This window comes from Betaproteobacteria bacterium, from assembly GCA_016194905.1.
Lineage (GTDB): Bacteria > Pseudomonadota > Gammaproteobacteria > Burkholderiales > JACQAP01 > JACQAP01.
This window is the reverse complement of sequence record JACQAP010000021.1, coordinates 1-23,716: the sequence shown is the minus strand read 5'-3', so window position 1 is coordinate 23,716 and position 23,716 is coordinate 1. Positions and strand designations below refer to the sequence as shown.

General features: G+C 60.5%; 19 protein-coding genes. 5 read left to right on the top strand and 14 right to left on the bottom strand.

What is annotated here, in order from left to right; genetic code table 11:
* Nucleotides 1-226: 226 nt before the first annotated feature.
* The 13 genes from HY067_14265 to HY067_14205 all read right to left on the bottom strand — a co-directional run bounded on the left by HY067_14265 (nt 227) and on the right by HY067_14205 (nt 15,864).
* Nucleotides 227-925, bottom strand: a complete 699-nt coding sequence (locus tag HY067_14265) for a hypothetical protein (protein MBI3529119.1) — start codon at nt 923-925, stop codon at nt 227-229.
* 1,265 nt (nt 926-2,190) lie between these two features.
* Nucleotides 2,191-3,996 (bottom strand): dihydroxy-acid dehydratase family protein, encoded by a 1,806-nt coding sequence (locus HY067_14260; protein ID MBI3529118.1) that lies wholly within the window; start codon nt 3,994-3,996, stop codon nt 2,191-2,193.
* Nucleotides 3,997-4,178: 182 nt separating this feature from the next.
* Nucleotides 4,179-5,486 (bottom strand): branched-chain amino acid ABC transporter substrate-binding protein, encoded by a 1,308-nt coding sequence (locus tag HY067_14255; GenBank protein ID MBI3529117.1) that lies wholly within the window; start codon nt 5,484-5,486, stop codon nt 4,179-4,181.
* 139 nt (nt 5,487-5,625) lie between these two features.
* On the bottom strand, nt 5,626-6,054 hold the full coding sequence (locus tag HY067_14250) for a DUF3995 domain-containing protein (GenBank protein ID MBI3529116.1): 429 nt from the start codon (nt 6,052-6,054) through the stop codon (nt 5,626-5,628).
* A 39-nt stretch (nt 6,055-6,093) separates the two neighbouring features.
* Nucleotides 6,094-6,354, bottom strand: coding sequence for a hypothetical protein (locus HY067_14245; GenBank protein ID MBI3529115.1), 261 nt, complete (start codon nt 6,352-6,354; stop codon nt 6,094-6,096).
* A gap of 167 nt (nt 6,355-6,521) precedes the next feature.
* Nucleotides 6,522-7,394 (bottom strand): UbiA family prenyltransferase, encoded by an 873-nt coding sequence (locus HY067_14240; GenBank protein ID MBI3529114.1) that lies wholly within the window; start codon nt 7,392-7,394, stop codon nt 6,522-6,524.
* Between the two features lie 399 nt (nt 7,395-7,793).
* Nucleotides 7,794-8,990: a metabolite traffic protein EboE gene (eboE, locus tag HY067_14235; GenBank protein ID MBI3529113.1), complete on the bottom strand. Its 1,197-nt coding sequence runs from the start codon at nt 8,988-8,990 to the stop codon at nt 7,794-7,796.
* Complete coding sequence (locus HY067_14230; GenBank protein MBI3529112.1) at nt 8,987-10,156, bottom strand: 3-dehydroquinate synthase; 1,170 nt, start codon at nt 10,154-10,156, stop codon at nt 8,987-8,989. The genes eboE and HY067_14230 overlap by 4 nt, the downstream gene beginning before the upstream one ends.
* Before the next feature lie 72 nt (nt 10,157-10,228).
* Entirely contained in the window at nt 10,229-11,152 is a 924-nt protein-coding gene (locus tag HY067_14225) for a TatD family hydrolase (protein MBI3529111.1), read from the bottom strand.
* Between the two features lie 27 nt (nt 11,153-11,179).
* Complete coding sequence (locus tag HY067_14220) at nt 11,180-12,037, bottom strand: EboA domain-containing protein (GenBank protein ID MBI3529110.1); 858 nt, start codon at nt 12,035-12,037, stop codon at nt 11,180-11,182.
* 258 nt (nt 12,038-12,295) lie between these two features.
* Nucleotides 12,296-13,693 (bottom strand): alkaline phosphatase family protein, encoded by a 1,398-nt coding sequence (locus HY067_14215; GenBank protein MBI3529109.1) that lies wholly within the window; start codon nt 13,691-13,693, stop codon nt 12,296-12,298.
* A gap of 159 nt (nt 13,694-13,852) precedes the next feature.
* On the bottom strand, nt 13,853-14,542 hold the full coding sequence (locus tag HY067_14210) for a response regulator transcription factor (GenBank protein ID MBI3529108.1): 690 nt from the start codon (nt 14,540-14,542) through the stop codon (nt 13,853-13,855).
* The gene (locus HY067_14205) at nt 14,539-15,864 is read right to left on the bottom strand and encodes a PAS domain S-box protein (protein ID MBI3529107.1); all 1,326 of its coding nucleotides are present in this window, start codon (nt 15,862-15,864) and stop codon (nt 14,539-14,541) included. The genes HY067_14210 and HY067_14205 overlap by 4 nt, the downstream gene beginning before the upstream one ends.
* A 362-nt stretch (nt 15,865-16,226) precedes the next feature.
* Here HY067_14205 and HY067_14200 point away from each other — a divergent pair, with 362 nt between their 5' ends.
* The 3 genes from HY067_14200 (at nt 16,227) to HY067_14190 (ending at nt 20,304) form a co-directional block, all read left to right on the top strand.
* On the top strand, nt 16,227-18,521 hold the full coding sequence (locus tag HY067_14200; protein MBI3529106.1) for a TonB-dependent receptor: 2,295 nt from the start codon (nt 16,227-16,229) through the stop codon (nt 18,519-18,521).
* Between the two features lie 10 nt (nt 18,522-18,531).
* Nucleotides 18,532-19,476, top strand: coding sequence for a beta-propeller fold lactonase family protein (locus HY067_14195; protein ID MBI3529105.1), 945 nt, complete (start codon nt 18,532-18,534; stop codon nt 19,474-19,476).
* Between the two features lie 114 nt (nt 19,477-19,590).
* On the top strand, nt 19,591-20,304 hold the full coding sequence (locus HY067_14190) for a haloacid dehalogenase type II (protein MBI3529104.1): 714 nt from the start codon (nt 19,591-19,593) through the stop codon (nt 20,302-20,304).
* Between the two features lie 97 nt (nt 20,305-20,401).
* Here HY067_14190 and HY067_14185 read toward each other — a convergent pair whose 3' ends face one another.
* Nucleotides 20,402-21,052, bottom strand: a complete 651-nt coding sequence (locus HY067_14185) for a pyridoxamine 5'-phosphate oxidase family protein (protein ID MBI3529103.1) — start codon at nt 21,050-21,052, stop codon at nt 20,402-20,404.
* A 745-nt stretch (nt 21,053-21,797) separates the two neighbouring features.
* Between HY067_14185 and HY067_14180 the strand changes: the two genes are divergently transcribed.
* Nucleotides 21,798-22,478, top strand: a complete 681-nt coding sequence (locus tag HY067_14180; protein MBI3529102.1) for a hypothetical protein — start codon at nt 21,798-21,800, stop codon at nt 22,476-22,478.
* A gap of 502 nt (nt 22,479-22,980) precedes the next feature.
* Nucleotides 22,981-23,211, top strand: coding sequence for a hypothetical protein (locus HY067_14175; GenBank protein MBI3529101.1), 231 nt, complete (start codon nt 22,981-22,983; stop codon nt 23,209-23,211).
* Nucleotides 23,212-23,716: the final 505 nt, after the last annotated feature.

Below are 23,716 nucleotides of genomic sequence, written 5' to 3'. Positions count from 1 at the left end.
GCATCGCTTCGTCACATCCAGCGGGCGGCCAAAGTGGCGCTGGAATCGCTTTCGCGCTGAGATCGAAGGCCCGGAACAAACGGGGGCAGATTGAGCTGAGCACCGCGATCTTTAAAGCGCCCTTTTGCCTGCCAAAAACGCGCCTCTAAGCGCTATAAGCAGCACTTTTTTTGGCCCTCTTCTCTTTCGATCAATGCGTTGCCGTGGTCCGACCCGGATCGCGGCACTAGATTGGCAACGTACCAGCATTTTGAATGCGCCCGTTAACGTGCGCGTATGTTTGATTGAAAATTGATAAGACACGGAACATTGTCAATCGGCAATACTCGACTATGTCAGGGTTACGGCGATAGGTGCGAGGTAAGACTCGAGGATCGTCCGGGAGAGGAAATACCAAGCGCTTTTTCTCCGTAGACCCGACTACGCTTACCGCAATTTGGTACTCCGTTCCAACGACGCTTTCGTGTGTCGCCGTATTGCGGTAATCCGAAAACTCTTGTCGCCATGCTGGCGATTGAATCAGCGCAATAACCGGATCGCCGGCTCGCTGAGCTAGTAGCTGGTTCTCCGCAGTATCGAAATAGACAAGCTGGGGTAGCGGTATACCGAAATAAGTTAGGATTTCCCGGGAAAAAATATCTAGGGCGCTTCCAATGCAGTACCCAAATCCATCGAAGTGAAAATTGACACGGTAGATTAGGTCAAAGGGACTCACTTGGTGCGTTGCAGTGGCTTGCGTCTCGAGGTACTCGCGGAGAGTGTCTGCGTGATATTTCGCCGAGCGAAGTTTGTGTAGCAATGAAAAATGATATGTATCGTAACTAGCGCATACGTTGCCGGGAATGGCGCCGTTGGCGCGTAGATTCTGGATCGTTTCCTCCAACACTTCGCAGTCGCGGAAGGCATGGTAGGGAACAAAGTTCATTGGCGGCCCTCAGAGGAGGGGCTCTGTTTCCCGAGTTGAGCTCTGAGTTGGCCTTCGATGTCTTTCAAGTGATGAACGGTGCTGCACTCTGGGCAGCGAAACTCCCCCGTTTCTGGGAATGAGCGCGCGTCGGCGGGGATCGGGCTTGCGGAATCTAGATTGATCTGGAATATGTACTGATTCTTGCAACTACTGCATATCAGCAATGCACGGGCCGACTTGATGGACTTTGGATCAGCCAGAACTTTGGCCAGTTCTTCTTTCCCCAATGGCGCTGGCCACGGGAAAAGTTTAGTCTCTAGTGGTATCCATAATGCGTTCTGGCCTCGGAGTTCTTCGCCGATGGCCACTCCTAGCTCATATGGAACGACTCTCTCGATTGAGAGGGGGATGCGGGTCGCAACTATTACGGATCGCGTGGCCGATTCTAAGTTGAGGTGGCCTTGCAGAATTTTTATTGCTTTCCGTCCTGCGTGCTGCACGCGAAGCCAATGCGAGACTTCCAGTGGACCGGCGGGAATATCTCTTATTCCGAATACTACGGAGCACTCGCGGGTCGCCGGCGCGGCCCAGAGGCCTACGTTGTCAAAGATTCCAAAGCAATCGATCTTACCGTTGCCCGCGTCCTTGTGAGCGTCCGCAAGTACTGCAAACGAAATCTGAGGCTTTGCCATATTTGGGTTTGGATTACATAGGCATGTTGTGGAAGATTATGGAATGTGACAGTGGAATGGAGGCACGCCAAGTCTAACAAAGTCTTGGCTAGAAAATTGACAATAGCATTTAGTCGGGGATAACGCATGCCCCATAGCAGGGTTGTTTAGGCCAGAGTGCCTAGCCCATTGTGAGGTCGTGAAAATGACAACACTTGTCACTGATCCGTGACCGACTGAGGCCTGGCTAGCAATCCTTTCCCATGGCTCCATTCGGCCCATAAACGCATGGAGTCGTCATGCAAATTATTGCCAGTAGTGAGAGCGAGGCGCTGGATGCGCCCGCAGCGGCGCGCCTGCGCCTGCCTCTATTCTTGATAAAGAGGGCAGAAACGTGCGAGAACACAGTTCGCCTCTCTCCTAGGTACAGCGCAAGCGCGAGGGTCGGGCATATACTTTATAGCCGCACTTTGATCTACCCAACGCGAGTTTTCCTTCGCGTACCTTTCCTTTCTCTTTGCGTCCTTTGCGTTGAACGCGTTTATGGCCGGCCATCGGTCGGCCGTAACCCCTCGTCCCTAGCCCCTAGTCCCTCTCCCCTAGCCCCTAACGCTAGTGATTGTCCCGCGGCACGCCCTTGCTCGTGGAAATCCGCTGATACTTCACCGCCGGCTTGAGCACCATTCCCAACGAGAGTTCGTCGACCATGCCGCGCTGGATTTCCTGCCATGGCGTCTGGCTGGCCGGGCTCTTGAAGCCGCCCTGTTTCTCCAGCGCCTTCATGCGCCGCGAGTACTCCGCCTTGCTGATGAGGATGTTCGCCGTGCGTTTGTTCAGGTCAATACGCACACGGTCACCTGTTTTCAGAATGGCGAGGCCGCCCATGCTGGCCGCTTCCGGCGAGGCATTCAGGATCGAAGGCGATCCGGAGGTGCCCGACTGACGGCCGTCGCCGATGCACGGCAGTTCGGTGATGCCCTGCTTGATCAGTTTCGCGGGCGGTTGCATGTTCACCACTTCGGCGGCGCCGGGATAACCCTTCGGACCGGTGCCACGCACGAACAGCATGCAGTTGTCGTCGATCTTCAGCTTCGGGTCGTCGATGCGGTGGTGGTAGTCCTCGGGGCCGTCGAACACGATGGCGCGGCCTTCCCATGCATTCGGGTCTTTCTTGTTGGACAGGTAGCGCTTGCGGAAGGCCTCGGAGATCACGCTGGTCTTCATGATCGCGCTGTCGAACAGGTTGCCTTTGAGGTTGAGGAAGCCGGCTTTCTGCTTCATCGGCTTCTTGTAAGGCCAGATCACCAGCTCGTCCTGGACCGGGGTCTTCCTGCAGTTCTCGTACAACGTCTTGCCGTTGACGGTCAGCGCGTTCTTGCGGATCTTGCCGGCCTTGATCAGTTCGTTGACCACCGCGGGCACGCCGCCGGCGCGATGGTATTCCTCGCCCAGGTACTCCCCCGCGGGTTGCACGTTCACCAGCAGCGGGATGTCGTAGCCGATCTTTTCCCAGTCGTTGTTGTCGAGCTTGACGCCGATGTGGCGCGCGATGGCGTTGAAATGGATCGGCGCATTGGTCGAACCGCCGATCGCGGAGTTGACGACGATGACGTTCTCGAAAGCTTCGCGCGTCATGATCTTGGACGGGCGCAGGTCTTCCCACACCATCTCGACGATGCGCTTGCCGCTTTCGTAGGCGTTCACCGCGCGATCCTTGTGCGGGGCCGGAATCGCGGCGCCGCCGGGCAGTGACATGCCGAGCGCCTCCGCCAGCGAGTTCATGGTCGACGCCGTGCCCATGGTGTTGCAGTGGCCCGTCGACGGCGCGGAGGAGGCGATCAGCTCGATGAATTCCTCGTCGTTGATTTCGCCCGTTGCCAGCAATTCGCGCGCCTTCCAGACGATGGTGCCGGAGCCGGTGCGCTCGCCGCGGAACCAGCCGTTCAGCATCGGCCCGCCGGAGAGCACGATGGCCGGGATGTCCACGGTCGACGCCGCCATCAACTGTGCCGGGGTGGTCTTGTCGCAACCGGTCGTCAGCACGACGCCGTCGATGAAATAACCGTACAGCGTCTCCACCAGTCCGAGGTAGCAGAGGTTGCGGTCGAGCGAGGCGGTCGGGCGCTTGCCGGTTTCCTGGATCGGGTGCACCGGAAACTCGAAGGCGATGCCGCCGGCTTCGCGAATGCCCTCACGCACGCGATGGGCGAGTTCGAGATGATGACGGTTACAGGGAGACAGGTCCGAACCCGACTGTGCAATGCCGATGATCGGCTTGCCGGCTTGCAGTTCCTCGCGCTTCAGCCCCCAGTTCATGTAGCGCTCGAGGTACAGCGCCGTCATATTGGGGTTGTCCGCATTGGCGAACCATTTGCGGGAACGCAGCTTTGCGGGATCTTTTTTGATTTTACTTGCCATAGTTTTCTTCTCCTCGGAACGCCGGGTTCGAAAGTCCCGGTCGTTTGATGGTCACGGGTGCGGAGTAATTCTAACCGAGGCTCGCCCCCGGGGAAAACGGCTTAGTTGCCTTTCGTCCTTGCCTGGGCAATCATGCTCAGCACCGCATCCACTACCATCTTCGGATTGTCCGGCGAAACACCTTACATCGGCGGCCGCTCCATCTTGCAGCGTATCGGCGGGATGGTGTCCCGCGCATGGATCAGCGCCTCGGCCTTCCACCCCAGTCCGGTTCCTTCCGAATCGTGCTTCACGCCCGGCGCACCGGACTTGGCGAGGCCCAGCACATAGATCGGCGCGATCAATTGATGGTCCTCGGTACGCATCCAGGATTCCCCGCTCGGGCCGGCGTACTCCAGCCCTTCCATCGCGTAAGCCACTTTCATCGGATCGTCCGTGCCTGCCTTCTTCATGGCCGAGGCCAGCATCTCCATGGCCCGGAACACCGGCAGGTAATCCATATTCGTGACGCTGTGGTACTTCGCCTTGTACTCCAGGAGGGCTTTCTCCCATGCCGGATCGGCGGCATTGATGTTCCAGGCGTAAATGGTCTTCACCCTGCCCACGCCGGACGGCCCGATCGCGGAAGGCGTGCCAAAGAAAGCCGCGAGCAGCGTGTAGTAGTTGACGTTCAATCCCGCTTCGTTGCCCGCCTTGATCAACAACGACAGGTCATTGCCCCAGCTTCCGGTCATCACGCTGTCCGCGCCGGAAGCACGGATCTTGGCGACGTAGGGCGCGAAGTCCTTCACCTTTCCAAGCGGCACGAAGTCGTTCGCAACGACCTCGATGTCTGGCCGCTTTTTCGCCAGCATTTCGACCGAGGCGCGGCTCACCGCCTGGCCGTGGGCGTAGTCCTGGTTGATGAGGTAGACCTTCTTCACCGAAGCCAGCTTCGCGACGTAGTCGGTAAGCACGCCGACCTGCATCTCGGCATGCGATTCGAAGCGGAAATGCCAGAAGCTGCACTTGCCTTCGGTGAGCGCCGGGTCGAGCGCGCCGTAGTCGAGGAACAATACCGCTTTTTCCGGGTTGCGCTGATTGTGTTTTTCCAGCGCGTCGCTGAGCGCGTGCGCGACATTCGACACCCCCGAAACGACTAAGCGGATGTCCCGGTCGATAGCCTGTTTCAGGACGATCAGGGATTCCTGCGGATTACCCTTGTTGTCGAAGGGCACGATCTCCAGCTTGCGCCCGTCGAGCGCCCCTCCCCGCGCGTTGACAAAATCCGCGGCGGCCTGGAGATTCTTCAGCGTCTCCTCGCCCTGCAGCGCGAAAGGGCCGCTGAGCGAGCCGAAAAACGCGACCCTGATCGGCTCGGCGGATATCGCGACACCGCAGTGAAGAACAAACGCCATCGATGCGACGAGCCGCACGATGGCGGAAAATCTTTTCACCGCAAAGGACGCACCCATCGACCCGAGGCCGCCGAACCCAACCGCCTTCGTCACGAAATGCTCCTCCCGGGAAAACTCCCTCTGGGTCTGGAAATCGCCCTTTGCGCAAAGCATAACTGAATCGTCCGCGGACGTCGGTCCGAGGTCGCGTTTTCCGATCCCCGACGATCCAGTCAGGATGCGCGGTCGCTCTTCAGGCAGCAGCCTTCCAGGCAACAAGAAACACACCCAGAGCCAACGCCAGGCACAACGGGGAATACAACGCGGAGTCTAGCCAGGCGAACCGGCTGCCACGGACAGTCTTGAAGAAGCCCACCAGGCGGAAGTCGCCGATCGCCCGCAACAGCAGCAGCAGCGCCAGTCCGAAGCAGCCCCACTGGATAACCATCGCCGGGACGGGAGCATCGATGAATCCGGTGGCTGCGCCGATGAGTGCGGCGCAGACGAATAAACAACACGCGACGAGCAGCGTCGCTATGCGGCCGGGAACGAACGAGGGCGCGCCGCGCAACTCGGGAATGGCCGCCACCTTGGCAAACCGCCCGCCGAACGCCCAGTACACATGGACCGACGCCAGAAATGCAAATGTCGCGATCAACACAATGGCAAGGACTATGAGCATGACGACCTCAGCGGCTTGCAGCCCGCCGGTTGATGGGTTTCAACGCGATTTACGCAGGGCCGGGTTGAGCCGGTCGATGTCGGCCTGAACCTGATCGCGGCTGCGCTCGTAAATGAGCTCGCGCCCCATCGCACTGCCGGCGTAGCCCATCCCGTTACGGGTAGGGGAAAGATCGCATTTGACGTTATGGATGCCTTCGCCGAGAACGATCTGTATGCGTTCGGCGCGCTTGTTCAGCACAACCACGTCGAGGATCTGACCCGTTTCGGTGACACGTACCTTGATTTTCTCGTCGACCATGATTTTGTCCGTTACAAGGGGCTAGAAAAGTGTGTTTTTTAATAGTTGCGCGTGTTTGCTTTTCTTTGCGCCCTCTCTTTACCCCTCTGCGCCCTTGAGGTCAAACACTCAAGGGAACACTTGGAGCTGAAGCTGTTGCGTCAACGCTCTTGAACTGGATACAAAACTCAAGTGCCGGAAATCCAGCGTTGCAGCGCGAGCGTGATGACGAACGCCGCGACCGCCAGACACGCGAACGGAATGTGGCCGGCCCCGGCCAGCAGCATCGCGTCGAGCAGAGAGATGCCGGCGATCAGGCTCACCACGGCACGCGGTACGTCGCCTGGCTTGCGCCGGCGCAGGAGCCACAGCGCGTAAAACATCCATGCAGCCAGCAACAACAGGGGCAATGCGACGACCGGCTGTGCCGGCGCGAGATAAATTCCATAGATCGCCGGCACGGCCAGAAAAGCGAGCGGCCAACTATTCTCCAGACGACCGAGATGTTCTTTCTTCGCCGCGTAGGTCAGCCCGATCAGATAGCAGAGCAGGACCACGGCAGCGACGATCACTTGCCGGGGAACGATCGCGGTTACGGCTAACGCGGCTGTCAGGTACACCAACATCCGGCACACACCCATGATCAGCGGGCTCAGCGGATTGTTCTTGTGATGCCAGTTGTAGAACACGATGGCCGCAGCCAGCGCAAACCCCGCCGCGACCGGTCGCCATTGCGTAAACGGTTCATGGTCATAGCCCACCCAGGCAAGCAGGGCAAGTCCCGCAGCCATCATGCCGAAGCCGAAAGCATGGACCTGCGCCGCGCTGACCTCGCCGGAAGGAATGGGACGCTCCGGCCGCGCCTTCGCATCGAAGCCGTGATCGAACGCGTCGTTGAGGAACATGCCGCCGACGTAGAACAACGAGAGAGAGATGACCAGCAGCAGCAGACGGCGGTCCGCCGTTGCGGTGCCCGCCAGCGCCATGCCGGTGAGAACGTTCGACCAGACCGTCGGCAGATTGGACACGCGCCCAAGTTTCAGCGCGACGGACAGCTTCATGCGGCCACCTCTTTTATGATCGGAGTATCGCGCAGGCTTTCCTGTCGGTGGCTGGCGGCAATCGCGGGCGGTCGCATCCCCGCAACGGTACGCGGGGCGGCCGACGAGGTGGAGCAGGGGCCACATCGATTTTGATGGGGATGCGACCTGAGACGGACGCATGGGGCTGCCGGCCGCTAATGTCTGCCTCCGCGGTCAGATCCCCATAAACGCATGGGGCGCACCGTACGGCGGAGGAGGGGCCCCGCTTGCGGGGATCCGACCCGGGAGGCGCGCACAGGGTTCGGCAAAAAAATTGGCGCGCCCAATGTTCGGCTCCACGGTCGCATCCCGCAAGCGGGCCCCTGCTCCGCGCTTTGCCGAACCCTCCTCCGCGCTCCGGCAGACCCTGCTTCCTGCTCATGCCGCTAGAACCTCTTTAACCCAGTTCAGCTCACGCGCGATGGCCTGCTCCATGTCGCCGGCGCGCAGATGTTCGGGAAGGACATTCCAGGTATAGGTCTCCACTTCCAGATGCGCAGACACCGGATGCAGGCGATGGATACCGAGCACTTCGCTGATGAAGGAGCGCGTCGATGAGAATGCGCCAAGGTTGTCCATGAAAATCGGCACATGGCAGTGCACGCGCCATTCGCGTCCGTCCGCCTTGCCCGTTGCGGTCGCCAGCGCTTCCGGCAGGTCGGCGTAGCGCCTGATGCCGTCAGGGCCTTCTTCCACAACCTGGTGCAGATAGACCGGGTCGTCGAACTGCTTCAATGCCGTCACCGCTTCCTGCGTCAATTCCGGCAGGCGCAGGCCGGCGCTGATCTGCAGTTTGGTCACGCGAATGCCGGCGTCCCGCAGATCGCGAATACAGCCGGCCGGGTCTTCGAACTCGACCGCTGCGTGACACAGGTCCAGACACAGGCCGACATGGTCGCGCAGCGCCGTCGCGGCGGCCTGGCGATCCAGGCCGGTGAGTTCGCCCAGGCGGCGTACCGCGTCCGCACCGAACAGATGCCCCTGGAAAAAACGGACGCTTTCGTCGACCGTTTCCAGGAAACAATGCGGTTCCGGCTCGATCGCCAGCGCGATGTGCCGGCCGCTGCGGCGTTTGATCTCCACCAGCTTCGCGACATGCCGCACCATGTTGGCGGCAATGCGCTCGATGTCCGCGCCGCCTTGCATGGCCGGCTTGAACGCACCCGGCACGGTACTGATGCTGCCTTCGACGCCGTCGGGCAACAGTTGCACCAGCAGTTCCGCCAGTTCGTCGGTGTAACGCAACCTCTCTTCGTCGCGCCAGTCGGGAAGATAAACCTCCTCCTTGACCCGCGTGCCGTGGAAAGGTCCGTAGGGAAAACCGTTGATGGTAAAGACGTAGAGTTTTTTGCGGGCCAGGAATTCGCGGAACTCGGCGAGCGCATTGCCGCTGCTCAGTTCGCGCGCGGCGCGCGCCGACAGGCGCAGGCCTATGCCGAACATTACTTCCGGCGCCACGCGGTCGCGCACCGCGGGAAAGTAGCGTTCGATGTTGGCACGCACGTCGGCCCACGATTCGCCGGGATGGATGTTGCTGCAGTACGTCAGGTGAGCGCCGTCCGCGCCGATCTTCACTGTCCGGTCTCTTTCCGGCGCAGCCACGTCATCGCATGCAGGATTTCGTTGTTGTCCATGGCATGCACTTCTTCGCCGCGGCCGATATCGCGCAGCAGCGTGATGGTCAGTTCGCCGCCGAGATGCTCGCGGAATTCTTCGATGCCGCGCAGGATGATCAGACGGCTCTGCTCGTCGCGGGTCTCCATCGCCGGATGCCACAGGTAGAAGCCAAGGCGCTTGAGCAGCTTGTACACGCGCTCTTCACCGCCTGCCGCCAGCATGCCGATCTGTACCGAATAGCGCGTGTCGAGCGCCAGGCCGATCGCCACCGCTTCACCATGGCGCAATTCATGGGCGGTCAGCCCTTCCAGTTTGTGCGCCGACCAGTGGCCATAGTCGAGCGGCCGCGCGCTGCCGGTTTCGAACGGGTCGCCGCCGTGCGCGATCTGGCGCATGTGAAGTTCCGCGCAGCGCCGGATCATGCGGGCCATCGCCGCCGGCGCGCATTCGCGCAACGCTTCCGCGTTTCCTTCCAGCCATTCGAAAAACAACCCGTCGCGAATCAGCGAGACTTTCACCGCCTCGGCAATGCCGGCGATCTTGTCGCGCGGGTGCAGCGTGCGCAGGAAGTCGGTGTCGTTCAGCACCGCGAACGGCGGGGCGAACACACCAAGCAGATTCTTCATGCCGAACGCATTGATGCCGTTTTTCACGCCGACGCCCGAATCGTTCTGGCCGAGCACCGTGGTGGGCACACGGATGTGGCGGATGCCGCGATGCGTAGTGGCCGCAACGAAGCCGACCATGTCCAGGAAGGCCCCGCCGCCGATTCCGACCACGAAAGCGTGGCGATCCAGGTTGAGTTCGACCAGACGGCGCTGCAGGCTGGTCACGAACGCGGGGTCGTTTTTCACATGCTCGCCGCCCGCCACCACTTCCGGGTGGCCGACCAGTTCGAGCGACTCCGCGTGCACTTCGGCATAGGCGGCGATGTCATGTACCAGAGTCGGCCAGCTCGCCGCGACATTGGCATCCACGAAGACCACGATGCGGTGGCGCTTGGCCGGTTCGCGGCGCACGATCGATTGCACGAACACCGGATTGCCGCGCGCGAACAAATGCTCCGTGAAATGCACCGGATAGTCGTAACGAACCGAGAATTCTTGGGTGTAGACCGCCTCCATACCGGGCTCGGCGGTTGGCTTGACCAGTTCGACGCTCATTGGCTTCCTCTTGTTGCGATTGGCGGTGGTGGCCTATTTGAATACAACCGAATCGGTGCGCTCGACGATCGCCGGCTCTCCCACGCGCGGTGTTTGTCCGCGCAGCACGGAGTTTCCCTCGAACAGCATGCGCTGGTCGATCGGCGCCGGATTAAGCCAATGCTCCTCTCTCATCTGCCCGCTCTGGCCGAACGCCTTGAGTGCATTGCCATAGCAGATCGCCTCGACGTCCTTGGCGGCGATGCCCCGATCCAGCATCAGCCGTGCGGTCTTCGGCACCGCCAGCGGATCCGATACGCCCCAGTCCGCGCTGGAATCGATGAATATGCGGTTGGAGCCATACTTGCGCGCCACCTCCACCATGCGCTCGTTGCCCATCTTGGTGTTCGGATAGATGGTGAACGCCGCCCAGAAGCCGCGGTCGAGAACGTCCTTTACCGTCTCTTCATTGTTGTGGTCGATCACAACATGTTCCGGTTTGACACCCATCTCCACGGCGACTTCCATGCTGCGAATGGTACCGCTCTTCTTGTCGCGATGCGGCGTATGCACCTGCACCAGCATGTCGAATTCCTTGGCGAGCGCGAGCTGGGCGCGGTAGTACTTGTCTTCGACCGGGGTCTGGTCGTCGTAGCCGATCTCTCCGACCGCCACCACGCCCTCCTTCACCAGATAACGTGGCAGCACTTCCAGCACCTGTTCCGCCAGTGCCTCGTTGTTGGCTTCCTTGCTGTTGAGTCCGATGGTGCAGTAATGGTGAATGCCGAATTGTGCGGCGCGGAAGCGTTCCCAACCCACCAGGCTGGACAGGTAATCGATGTAGCTGCCGACCTGGGTACGCGGCTGACCGAGCCAGAAAGCCGGTTCGATCAGGGCAACGATGCCGGCGGCGGCCATGCGCTCGTAATCGTCGGTGGTACGCGCGCTCATGTGAATGTGGGGATCGATGAATCGCATGTTTAGTCTCCAGATAAACGAACCAGGTCAGGCGGAGCCGGCCAGCGTCTGCCAGCTCACTTTGTTTTCGCTTACGGCAATCGACAGTTCAGGATACGCCCACAATAACCCCGTCGCAGCCGGATCGGGCGAACTCGCCAGCGCCAGCGCCGCCGCATTACGTTCGGGAGCCGTGCCCTTTTCGAGAACGCGCCCGAGGTCGCGCAGCATATCGCCGGTGGCATGTGGCCCGACGCAGCGCCACAATTCGGGACTGATCGGACGCCCGGCCGCCCAGCGCTCGTGGGCATAGTCGCAGAGCATGCGTGCCAGGACGGGATTGGCGCGCCGGTCCAGATCGACGATCGGATGCAGCGTACTGCCGATGAACAATGTCTTGAGCACCATCTGGTTCCAGGCAGGCTCGGATAGTTGCTCTGCGGGATACGGATTGCGGTGCGCCACGGCCTCGAACACCGCCTTCATGTTGGTGCGTATCCCTTCCGCGGCACGCAACACGTAACGGGATTGATCCGGATACAGCGGCAGACCGCGATAAAAGGCCACGAGCTCGCCGACGTCGGCCGTGTTGCAGAGCTGGTCCAGGCGGCGCAGGAAAGTCGCGCCATCCGTGCCGGACATGAGCAGCAGATAAATGCGTGCCGCCTGATCCAGGCTCCAGTCCGACGGATTCCAGCCTTCGCGAGCCACGCCAGCCTGTTTCAGTTCCGCGGTGGTGGGCGCGAGGTCGGCTTTGCCGATCTTGCGGGTAACCAGGCTGATGGACCGGTATAGCTCGGTGTCGCTGCCATTGCGCAGTTTTGCCGCGGCATCGGCAAGCCAGGTTTGGGCATCGGCCGGCAGCCTGGACTCCAGCCATTGCTTCAGCAGAAGTTCGGGCGTCATGCCGCCACCTCTTTTAAGAATCTACGCATCGCAAAGGTCATCGTGTCGGTGGCCGGTGGCAATCGCGGGCGGTCGCATCCCCATCAAAAAACGATGGGGCGGCCGACGAGGTGGAGCAGGGGCCACATCGCTTTTGATGGGGATGCGACCTGAGACGGACGCATGGGGCTGCCGGCCCGCCCATGTCTGCCTCCGCGGTCAGATCCCCATACAAGTACCGGGCCCCTCTTCCGCGCTTCGGCAGACCCTGCTTCCTGCTCATGCCACCCTCCTCAGCATACTGCGTGCGGAGAACACATGTTCGAGCAGCAGGCGTTTCACGTCGGTGGCTGCCACCGGACCTTCCTGCAGTAGTTCCGGCGCCGACGTGATGAAGAGCGGGCCCTCGTCCGGACTGTCGGTCGGGCGGCCGTGCGAGCCTTTGACGAGCGTCGCATCCAGCGAGATCACGTCCATCAGATAACGAAGCCCAAGTTTTTTCTGCACCAGTTTCCACGCAATGCGCGCCTTGACCAGCGGCTGCCCGGGATCGAGAAACAGCTCGACCGGGTCGTAGCCCGGTTTGCGATGGATATCCACGGTGCGCGCATAGTCCGGCGCACGCGCGTCATCCAGGAAATGGTAATACGTGAACCAACTGTCGGCCCGCGAGATCGCCACCAATTCCCCGGAACGCGGATGATCCAGGCCGAACTCGCGCTTGCCCTCTTCGTCGAGAACGCGTTCCACGCCGGGCAGCGAGCGCAGCAGGTCGGCAACCTTGTCGACCAGTTCCGGCCGCGCCACGTAGACATGCGCGATCTGGTGATCGGCGAGCGCGAACGCGTCGGATGCGCCGGCATCGAGCTGGTCGCGCCCGAGTTCGTCGCGCACGCGCAGCCAGCCGGCCTGGCGCAGTGCGCGGTTGATGTGCACCGGCTTCGATACTTCGGTGATGCCGTACTCGGAGAGCGCGACGACGTGCATCCCGGCGCGCTGCGCCGCTGCGATCAACTCGCCGCAGACCTCGTCTACCTGCGCAACGTCGCGTGCGATCGCTGGGTGGTTCGGGCCGAGGCGCTGCAGGTTGTAATCGAGATGCGGAAGGTACGCCAGCGTCAGGGTCGGATGATTCTTCTCCAGCACCTGCAATGCCGACTGGCCGATCCAGCGCGTGGAAACGATGTCGGCTGCGGGCCCCCAGAAACGGAACAGCGGAAACTGGCCGAGCGAGCGCTGCAATTCGTCGCGCAACCCGGGCGGATGCGTATAGATGTCGGGAAGCTTGCGTCCATCGGCCGGGTACATCGGCCGCGGCGTAACCGCGATGTCCGCGGTCGAATACATGTTGTACCACCAGAACAGCTTGGCGCAGGTGAAGGATGGATCGCGCCGGCGGGCGGCGTCCCATAACTTTTCGCCGCCGACCAGGCGGTTGGATTGGCGCCACAGCCAGATCTCCGACAGATCGCGGAAATACCAGCCGTTGCCGACGATGCCATGATCGCGCGGCAGCGTGCCGGTAACGAAGGTGGATTGCACCGTCGTGGTCACGGCCGGCATAACCGTCCGCAACGGCCGCACGGCGCCCTGCTTCGCCAGCGCGGCAAGATTCGGTGCATGAGCCAGCAGGGCGGGCGTCATGCCGACCACGTTGAGTATCAGCGTACGATTCATGATTGGAGTTTAGCGCGAGGGATTGCGTTTGGGGGAATCCCGCCCGCGCGTTGCGGCGCATCATGCCCCGTCAACAAGCCCTGGAACGAGGACTATGCGCCGCCAGACGTGGGTTACAGGGACTCTTGCCGGACATCGGCGGGGATCTTTCCCCCCACCTCAACCGGTCTCGTTGCGCAACGCCTCGGATTCGGAACCGCTCGCGATCAGGCCGTGGCTCAGGGCTATGCGCACGACTTGTGCCGTATTGCTGACGTCGAGCTTGTGCTTGATGTTGGATTGATAGTTCGCCACCGTCTTGTAGGACAGGCACAGGATCCTCGAAATTTCCTGCAGGGAATGTCCCGCCACCAGCAGGCGGAACACTTCGAATTCGCGCGCCGACAGCGCGTCGATCGGATTGTCCCGGCCGGGCAGCATCTGCACCGCCAGTTCCTGCGCCATCGCGTGGCTGATATAGAGCTTGCCCTGCGCCACCAGGCGCACGGCTTCGACCAGCACTTCCGGCGCAGCCGACTTGGTGACGTAGCCGCGCGCGCCGGCCTGCAACGCGCGCGAAGAGAACACGGTGTCCTCGTGCATGCTGAACATCAGAATCTTCGCTTCAGGCAGCCGCGCGACGACGCGGCGTACCACTTCGATGCCGCCCATCCCGGGTAGATTGATGTCCATGACCGTTACGTCCGGCTGCATGTCGCAGACGACGCGGTAAGCCTCCTCGCCGCTGGCCACCTCGGCGATCACCGAGATATCGTCGGTGCGTTCAAGCAGGCGGCGATAACCCTCGCGCACCACCGCATGATCGTCGACCAGCACCACGCGCACCGGCGTAACCCTTGATTCGTTCATTGCTTGCCTTTCACAGGTATCGATGCACTTACGCGGACACCCTGACCCGGCGCGCTTTGCAGATCGAAATTTCCACCCAACGCCTCCACCCGCTCGCGCAGGCCCACCAGCCCCAGCCCCTGGTTGCGCAGGCCCGGATCGAAGCCGCATCCGTTGTCTTCGAAGTCGAAACGGACTTCCTCGCCGCTCCGATCGCCGCAGATAGGACGCGAAAGCGAAATCGTCACACGCGTTGCCTGCGCATGCTTGGCGACGTTGGTCAGGCATTCCTGCGCCAGCCGATACAAAGTAATGTTCATCTGTTCGCTCAGGTCGTCCAGTTCGCCCTGCGCCGCAAAACTGCAACGCACCGCTGGATGGCGGCGCTGCCACTGTTCCACGCCGTACTCCACGGCCGAGCGCAAACCCAGTTCGTCCAGGGCGACCGGGCGCAGGCGTTGCATCAAGCTGCGAACCACGTCGTAGACCTGCCCCGACACTTCGATGATCGCCTTGGCGCCGCGCCGCACTTCGACCGCGTTCTCGCTGCGATCGCGAATCGTCACCGCGTCGACCTTGATCGCATTCAGGCTCTGGCCCAATTCGTCGTGCAGCTCGCGCGCCAGGTTGCGGCGCTCCTCTTCCTGCACCTGCATCGAGCGCTGCGACAGCCGGCGGTTGTCTTCCAGCGCACTCGCAAGCTCGGTCTGCATCAGCGTTACGTCGGTGATATCCGCGACGTACATGTGCAGTTCGGGTTCACGCGTGGGCGAAAGCCGCGCCGACAATTTCGCCACCGCCTGTACAAACTTGCCATCGTTCCGCCTCAGTTGCAGCAGCGGCAATTCAATCTTCCCGCCGCGCAGCAGCGTGCTGCAATGCATCCCCCATTGTTCGCGCTCGACGTAAAACTCTTCGAGCGAACGGCCGTTCAATTCGCCCGCGTCATTGAATCCAAGCAATGCGGCCGCCGCCGGATTGGCAAGCTTGATCTTTCCGTCGATCGACGCCAGCAGATTGCCGGCGAGGTTCTCCATGAACAGCATCCGATACTGCTCTTCGCTGCCCAGGCGCAATGCCACTTGTTCCAACACCTGTCTTGATCGGCGCCAGGAGAACCAGGCCAGTGCCATCGCCATTGCCAGGACCGTCAGCGGAAGCTCGTCGACCTGGTAGGCCTCATGCGGCCCGGTGAGTTTCTCGACCCATTCGTTCAACTCGAACGCGCTGGACAACACGAACGTCAACAGCGTCACGGCACCGACCACGAACAGGTCCCGACGCAGGGAAGGGTGCACTACGCTGGCCGGGGACCCTTGCGGGCCGTTCCGAAAGGGTCTCATGAAAGGAAGCCGGAAGCACGAAGCGGACTGTAGAAGCTATATAGCGGAAGCTCCCCGGGCCAACAAGGGAAATATTCCCAAAGTCAGACGCCGTCCGGGAAATTCCACGCGCAACGACTTTGCAGCCCGCATCACGAGCATTCCGATGGCGCTGCGGCACCCCGCCGAGCCACACGTTGGGAATTTTTCCCAATGCGCTTGGGAAGCCGTCCCTGACGAGGGTCATGCTCCGGCACTTAGATTCTCTCACCTGCCCGTTGGGTTACCCTGCCAGGCGGGCCAGGCATGCGAGTCCGCCGTTACGGGGGGAGAGCGGTAAGCTACCGCCAGGTAACAAAACATAATAATAGAGAGGAATCAAGATGGTCGTTCACACTTGCCCGAAATCACGGGCATGTTTCGCACTTTCCGTTGCCCTCGCCTTTGCCTTCGGATTGGCCGGCGCCGCTGACAATCCGGCAGCCGAACTGGAAGCACCGACGGTCGAAGTCATCGGTACGACGCCGATCCAGGGAATCGGGGTACCGGTCAGCCAAGTGCCGGCGAATGTACAAACCACCACCGGCGCCGATATTCAGAAGCAGAAAACGCTGGACCTCTCCGAATATCTGGATAACAACCTCGGCGGTGTCACGCTCAATCATGGGCAGAACAACCCGTTTCAGCCGGACGTCAACTTCCGCGGTCTCACCGCTTCCCCGCTGCTCGGCACGCCACAAGGCCTGTCGGTGTTCGTCGATGGCGTGCGCGTGAACGAGCCGTTCGGCGACGTGGTGAACTGGGACCTGATTCCTCAGAACGCAATTTCCACCGTCACCCTGATTCCCGGATCCAATCCGGTATTCGGCCTCAACACGCTGGGTGCCGCGCTGTCCGTGAGCACGAAGTCGGGTTTTCAGTACCCGGGTGCATCGGTTTCATTGTCCGGGGGCTCGTGGGGCAGGAAGGCTGCCGAAGTCGAATATGGCGCTCACAGCGAGAAGGCAGACCTGTTTCTTGCCGGCAATTTTCTCGACGAAGATGGTTGGCGGGAGCATTCGCCGAGCCGCATCAAGACCGTATTCGGCAAGGTGGGATGGGAGCGGGAGGATACCGATGTCGATGTCTCGCTGATGCTCGCCGACAACAAATTGGAAGGCACGCAGGCGCTGCCGATCGGCTGGCTGGATACGCGCAAACAGGCTTATACCTGGCCGGACCGCAACGAAAACCAGGTCGCCTTTCTGAATGCCCGCGCAAGTCACTTTCTGACCGCCGACAGGCTGCTTGCCGGGAATGTCTATTACCGGCGCTACACGAACGACAACTTCAGCAGCAACGTCAACAACGACTGTGAGAAGCTTTTGCTGAATCCATTTGCATGCGCAGGTGGCTTCGCTTCCGGAGAGCCGCAGGCCTTCAACGATCGCAGCAAGATCGAGACGAACGGCTACGGCGGCTCATTGCAGGTGAGTTTGCTCGGCGATCTCGGCGGCAAGAAGAACAATCTCACCGTCGGTGCCAGCGCCGATCTCGGCCGGACCCGTTTTTCGCAGACCGAAGAAGAGGCGGACTTCACGTCTGATCGCGGGACAGTGGGCTCCGGGGTAACCACCCTCCAGACCGATGTCGATACCACCAACGACTACTACGGGCTTTATTTCACGGACGTGTACTCGTTCAGCGAGCGGTGGCATCTGACCCTGTCAGGCCGATACAACTGGGCAAATGTCACGATCAAGGACAGGACTGGACTGGACGCCCCACTCAACGGCGATCATACCTTCAAGCGCTTCAATCCCGCTGCAGGTCTGAACTTCAACCCGAGCGCGGCGTTGACCACCTATGTTTCCTATAGCGAGGGCATGCGCGCGCCGACGCCGATCGAGCTGACCTGCGCCGACCCAGCCGCCCCGTGCCGTTTGCCCAATAACTTCCTCGCCGACCCGCCGCTGGAAAAGGTGGTGGCCAAGACCACTGAAATCGGCGCGCGCGGCCGTTGGGCTGAAAGCTTTGGATGGAGCGCGGCGGCCTATCGCACCGACCTGAACAACGACATCATCTTCATCTCCAGCGGGGGCGCTGTGAATGCCGGCTTTTTCCAGAACGCCGGCAAAACCCGCCGGCAAGGGTTGGAACTTGGCATTCACGGACGCGTCCAAAAGCTGAGCCTGGCCATGAACTACGGGTACATCGACGCGAAATTCGTTTCCGCGCTGACGCTGAACAGTCCCAGCAACTCCTCGGCAGACGCCAATGGCGATATCCAGGTTTCTCCCGGCAACAAGATTCCCGGCATTCCGGTACATTCTGTCAAGCTGCGCGCGGAGGTCGATTTTACCGAAACCGTTTCGATGGGGACCAATATCATGTTTTTCTCTTCCCAGTATGCCCGCGGCGACGAGAATAACCAGGATGCCAATGGCAAAGTGCCGGGCTATACCCTCGTCAATCTGGACGCGCGGGTTCAGTACACCAAGCAACTCATGTTTTTTGGCCGGATCAACAATGTTTTCGACAAGGACTACGAAACGCTGGGCGTTCTCGGGGAGAACTTTTTCAACGGTCCGGGGCGGACTTTTGATGCCAGTAATGTGACGGGTGAGCAATTCCGCTCGACCGGTGCGCCGCGTGCGTTCTGGGTCGGTGTCAAGTACACGATGGGCCAGAAACCTTAAGGAAACCTGAATGAAAATGTTGAGAAGCTTTTGTTCGATATTGCCGCTGCTCGCGGCCTCGCTCGCCGTCGCGGGACCGAATGCCTATGTTCCCAACGAGGGCAGCGGCACCATCAGCGTGATCGACACGTCGACCGACAAGGTGATCAAGACCATTCCCGCGGGCAAGAAGCCACGGGGATCGGCGGTCAGCAAGGACGGTACCAAGCTCTATGTCAGCGACCAGCCGCACAACGCGCTGGTCGTCATCGACCTGGTCAAGGGCGAAGCCGCCGGCAAGATCGACCTCGGCGAATCGCCTGAAGGCGTGGGCATCTCGCCGGATGGAGAGTGGGTGGTCGTGGCCAGCGAAGTCACCAATGCGATCACCTTCTTCAACACGATCACCGGCAAGAAGGAATTCAGCGTCAAGACCGAAGGCAAGAACCCGGAGCATGCCGTATTCAGCCCGGACAGCAAGTGGCTGCTGGTCAGCGCCGAGGAAGCCGAACAGATCGACGTGATCAGCGTCGCCGAGCGCAGGCAGGTCAAGGCCATTCCCGTGGGCAAGCGCCCGCGCGGCATCGGCTTCCTGCCCGACGGCAGCAAGGCTTACGTCGCTTCCGAATACGTCAGCAAGATCTACGTGATCGACATGGCGAAGCAGGAAGTCAAGACCGTGCTTCCCGGCGGTAACTTTTCCAATGGCGTGGCGGTGCGGCCCGACGGCAAGCGCGTGTTCATCTCCAACGGCAAGGACGCCACGGTTTCGGCGATCGATACCGCGACCGACCAGATCATCGAAACCATTCCGGTCGGCAAGCGCCCCTGGAACATGGCGATCACGCCCGACGGCAGGAAGCTCTATGTGGCCAACGGCCGTTCGAACTCGGTTTCCGTGATCGACGCCGAGACGCTGAAGCCGATCACTGAAATAAAAGTGGGCGAACTGCCCTGGGGCGTCGCCATCCGCTGATCCGTTTTCTTACGTTCACCCAGTCGGCCCGCGGCTTCGTCCGCGGGGGTTTTTGTCCGTTCCGCACCGCCGTTTATAATCCGGCGCATTCTCACCACGGACAAAAACACAACAATGAAGACCCCTCAGGTACGCGCGCTGGTGTTCGACGTATTCGGCACCGTAGTCGACTGGCGCGGCAGTCTCATTCGCGAAGGGCGCGCGCTCGGCGCGAAAAAGCGTCTGGACGTCGACTGGGCCGCATTCGCCGACGCGTGGCGAGGCGGCTACCAGCCCGCCATGCAGAAGGTACGCACCGGTCAGTTGCCGTGGATGAACATCGACCAGTTGCATCGGCTGATCCTCGACGATCTGTTGCAGCAGTTCGACATGCGCGGACTCAAGGAGGCCGAAAAAGACCAGCTCAATCGCGCCTGGCACCGGCTCGCCCCGTGGCCCGATTCGGTACGCGGACTCAAACGCCTGAAGAAGAAGTTCGTGATTTCCACGCTTTCCAACGGCAACGTGTCGCTGCTCACCAACATGGCCAAGAACGCCGGATTGCCGTGGGACTGCGTTCTGTCGGCGGAACTGTTCCATCACTACAAACCCGATCCGGAAAGTTATCTCGGCGCCGCGAAGATGCTCGGCTTCAAACCCGGCGAGGTAATGATGGTCGCGGCACACAAGGATGATCTGCGCGCCGCCAGGCGCTGCGGACTGCGTACCGCATTCGTGCGACGGCCGAAGGAAAAAGGACCGCATGTGAAACAGGATCTCGCATCCGATCGCGCTTTCGACTACAACAGCGACGATTTTCTCGACCTGGCGGACCAGCTCGGCGCCTGAATTCCATCCGCAACGGCGGATGCATCCGCGCGCTACGGCAAACTATGGCTCGCCGCGTTGCTGCTCGGCTGCGGCGCCGCAACCGTTTACTTCGTGGTCAGGATTTGATGCGCCGGTAGCGCATCACGTGCGCGGGCACAGCTACGCCTGGCTGCAAACGTTCGTCGGGGTTGGGCGTGGCAACCGGGGCCGCGAGATCGAGCGTACCCGCCCAGATCGGCAACGCATAGTCCTCCTCGTCGTCGACCGGCGGGCCGGTTCTGACCTTGGCCGAGGCTTCGACGATGTCGAGCTTCAACACCAAGGTCTGATCGATCTCCTCCTGCTTCACGGGACGCAGGCTTTCCCAACGGCCGGGCACGATATGGTCGGAGATGGTTTTCAGCGCCGCGACCTTTTCATCGGCGGCGACCGGCTCGGCCGTTCCGAGGATCACCACCGAGCGATAGTTCACCGAAGAGTGAAACGCCGCGCGCGCTAGGACCAGTCCGTCGACCAGCGTGACCGTCACGCACAACGCTATGCCCTTCCCCGCTTCGGTCAGCATGCGGCTGGCAGCGGAGCCGTGGATGTAGAGCATGCGGTCCTTGCGGCCATAGCCGGTCGGAATCACGAACGGCTGGCCGTTCTTCACGAAACCGACGTGACAGAAGAAACCCTCGTCGAGGATCGCGGCAACGGTGGCGAAGTCGTGCTTGCCGCGCGCCGGATAGCGGTCGAGTTTGGTGCGATCGGAGAGAAGATCCATAGGGGCTAGGGGCTAGGGGCTAGGATTAAGAGTGAGTATCCCGAGTTCAGTTTCCGAATTTATCCAAAAGAGTTTTGTGTTTTTGCGCGTACGCGTTCAGAGATGCATTGCACTTCCCTAGCCCCTAATCCCTAGCCCCTAGTCCCTCATTCATGGCATCTTCGGGATTGGCCTGGGTGAAAGCAGATCCGGCGAACAGCGAACTACAGGCGGTCAGCAGCAATGCGACGAGCACGCGTTTCATGCTCCCTCCAGAAATAGAACCCGGGACGATTCTAACATCCCCCTCTCCCTGGCCCTCTCCCGCAAGGGGAGAAGGGATCTTGGATGCGCTTTAGCGGGCGACAAACTGGTCATCCGTTTTTTCCGTTCTCGATCTATCGAGAAGAAGGTCTGAGCGAAGAAGATCCTTGAGGTGCAGTGTATTTTCAAGTTCCCTCTCCCCTTGCGGGAGAGGGCAGGGAGAGGGGGTGTACCCAATCCACATAAGCGGTCCCCGTCCTATTGCTGTAGCGCTTCAGGGGAATCTTGTCCCCGATGCTGTCCAAGAGTAGGCTTTCCGTCGACCTGTTGGTATCGGGCACGATCATGACGTATGGGAGGTCTTCCGAAATGGAGTTGGTTCAACTATCCAGTAGTTATCACGTGCGCCGCCAGTTTATCCGTCAATTTGACGGGATATTTTCCGTCAATGGGATTGCTACTTCACGTTAGGCAGCACAATTACCGCCGTACCTTGCCCAATATGGCCGCCTCTATCCACGTCACGAAGTTTGCCGCTGCAGAGCGCCAGTTGCGGGCGGCCATTCGCCTGTTCTTCGAGGAGGAGGACGAGCTCGCCATCCATACAGTTGCATCCGCCGCCTATCGGCTTCTTTCCGATCTTAAGGATGATCGTGGCATGGACGAAGCCGCCGATACACATCTGACATCGATCTTCTACGCCGTTAGGAGCTACAAGCGTGGCACCTTACCCAAACACATGACCAGCAGGCCCGAGCTGATGGCCCAAATTGCCGAGCTGGCGGCGGTTCTTCCAATCGAAGCGGATTCGAGCATCAAGGATGTGAAGGTCTCCATCGACGCGGAGTCTGCTCAACGATACTGGCGGAATCGAAACAAGACGGCAAACTTTCTCAAGCATGCCGACAAGGACCCTAGCGCGACTCTCGCTGCGACCGATGTCGACAACGCGAATCTTCTAATGCAATGCGTCGGGGCGTACACAGACCTGTTCAAGGACCAACTTGCTCCCGAAGGCTTGGTCTTCTGGCTCTACAGCTGTGTGCGAGACGACGACCTGTCTTCCATCCCACCAAAGCTTCAACCGATTGCGACTCGCCTTCAGGAGATTCATCATGACGAGCTACGAGTTTTCTGCGCCGAGTACATACGCGCGCTCAGACACCGCCAGAGTGCCGCCTAACCCGCTGGTCAACCGGACCCGCTACAGTCGGCTTCGCCTCCTTTCGCGGGCCGGTTACCAGCAACGTTAGGGCGCTTTCCTCTTCAATCAGGCAGGTCCAAGAAGTGTTGCAATGCAAGTCGTCGGTTTCTTTGCGGCAAGCGCACGGTCGGAGTTATTCGTCTGCCGCTTCGTTTCAGGTTCTGGCATGCTTCGGCTGTAGCTCTGAATCCTTCTCGCTTCGCCAGCCAAATGCGTCGCCTCTCCGTTCCAGCCTCGCACACATGGCCAAAAGCAAAGAGGCAGCGCTTCTCGGAAGCAGGTCTGCTCCTGAAGAGCACAGAATCAGTCTTCGTTCGAGCGAGCCCGACTTGAAATACAAGACCAAAAACCAAGAATACAAAGAGCACGAGTTCGGCACAGTGGTTGTCACTCGGCTTCAATTTCGCGAGCGCCCTAACCCTTCCTTCAAGCGGACCCGCCTACGGCGGTCCGCTTAAGTCAAACGTTGGGCCGCAGAAATATGAGCATTAATTCGCGTGGTTCCAGGTTGAGTCCAAAGCAAGCCGTCGCTGGCGTGGTCATTCTCACCATCATCCTCATCGGCAATGGCGCGGTAGCAGTGACTGCAGCAGTCCAGACGCATCATCTTTTCGTTGCGGTCTCTCTGGTCACGCTGCTGCTTGTTGCGCTTGTGCTGTTGGTTCGCGGTGGTCGTATGCTGTTACGCAACGCTGTTCCGGGAGAGAGTTAATGCGGCCCAACCCGGCGCTCCAGCGGAACGTCAACTCGCCGCTGCGCGCCTCGTCGCCGTCCGCTGAGCTTGCACGTTGGGCATCAACACAACAAGGGAGGTAGAAAATGGCAAAGGGTTACAAGTGTCCGGAGTGCGGCAACTCCACGGGCAAATACTCAAAGGGTGCTTACCACTGCTCCACGGCTACATGTCACGCAGTTTGGTGGTCTGCATTTGACCAACCCTCGGCGGGCACACAACGGAAAGGCTACAAGTGCAGGTCCTGTGGCAACCAGACGGTGCATCCGGTAGCTACCGTCGCATCTGCCAACATTTGGCGTTGCAGCACGTGCGCCACAACCATTGTGGTAGCGGCGTAGAGTGAGCGGCCGGGGACATCGGTAACAAAATAGTCCGGGGACATGGGTTACACATTGTGTCGCTTTAAGCGTCCGTAAGCATCCTCGATGCGCATGTGGCGCTCAAGCAATCTTCCAAGCTTGAGTGGCCCGAAGTAGACATT

Coding starts and splice junctions, on each gene's coding strand:
- HY067_14265 (MBI3529119.1), bottom strand. CDS start 925: ATGAACTTTGTTCCCTACCATGCCTTCCGCGACTGCGAAGTGTTGGAG.
- HY067_14260 (MBI3529118.1), bottom strand. CDS start 3,996: ATGGCAAGTAAAATCAAAAAAGATCCCGCAAAGCTGCGTTCCCGCAAA.
- HY067_14250 (MBI3529116.1), bottom strand. CDS start 6,054: ATGCTCATAGTCCTTGCCATTGTGTTGATCGCGACATTTGCATTTCTG.
- HY067_14245 (MBI3529115.1), bottom strand. CDS start 6,354: ATGGTCGACGAGAAAATCAAGGTACGTGTCACCGAAACGGGTCAGATC.
- HY067_14240 (MBI3529114.1), bottom strand. CDS start 7,394: ATGAAGCTGTCCGTCGCGCTGAAACTTGGGCGCGTGTCCAATCTGCCG.
- HY067_14230 (MBI3529112.1), bottom strand. CDS start 10,156: ATGGAGGCGGTCTACACCCAAGAATTCTCGGTTCGTTACGACTATCCG.
- HY067_14225 (MBI3529111.1), bottom strand. CDS start 11,152: ATGCGATTCATCGATCCCCACATTCACATGAGCGCGCGTACCACCGAC.
- HY067_14220 (MBI3529110.1), bottom strand. CDS start 12,037: ATGACGCCCGAACTTCTGCTGAAGCAATGGCTGGAGTCCAGGCTGCCG.
- HY067_14215 (MBI3529109.1), bottom strand. CDS start 13,693: ATGAATCGTACGCTGATACTCAACGTGGTCGGCATGACGCCCGCCCTG.
- HY067_14210 (MBI3529108.1), bottom strand. CDS start 14,542: ATGAACGAATCAAGGGTTACGCCGGTGCGCGTGGTGCTGGTCGACGAT.
- HY067_14205 (MBI3529107.1), bottom strand. CDS start 15,864: ATGAGACCCTTTCGGAACGGCCCGCAAGGGTCCCCGGCCAGCGTAGTG.
- HY067_14200 (MBI3529106.1), top strand. CDS start 16,227: ATGGTCGTTCACACTTGCCCGAAATCACGGGCATGTTTCGCACTTTCC.
- HY067_14195 (MBI3529105.1), top strand. CDS start 18,532: ATGAAAATGTTGAGAAGCTTTTGTTCGATATTGCCGCTGCTCGCGGCC.
- HY067_14190 (MBI3529104.1), top strand. CDS start 19,591: ATGAAGACCCCTCAGGTACGCGCGCTGGTGTTCGACGTATTCGGCACC.
- HY067_14185 (MBI3529103.1), bottom strand. CDS start 21,052: ATGGATCTTCTCTCCGATCGCACCAAACTCGACCGCTATCCGGCGCGC.
- HY067_14180 (MBI3529102.1), top strand. CDS start 21,798: ATGGCCGCCTCTATCCACGTCACGAAGTTTGCCGCTGCAGAGCGCCAG.
- HY067_14175 (MBI3529101.1), top strand. CDS start 22,981: ATGAGCATTAATTCGCGTGGTTCCAGGTTGAGTCCAAAGCAAGCCGTC.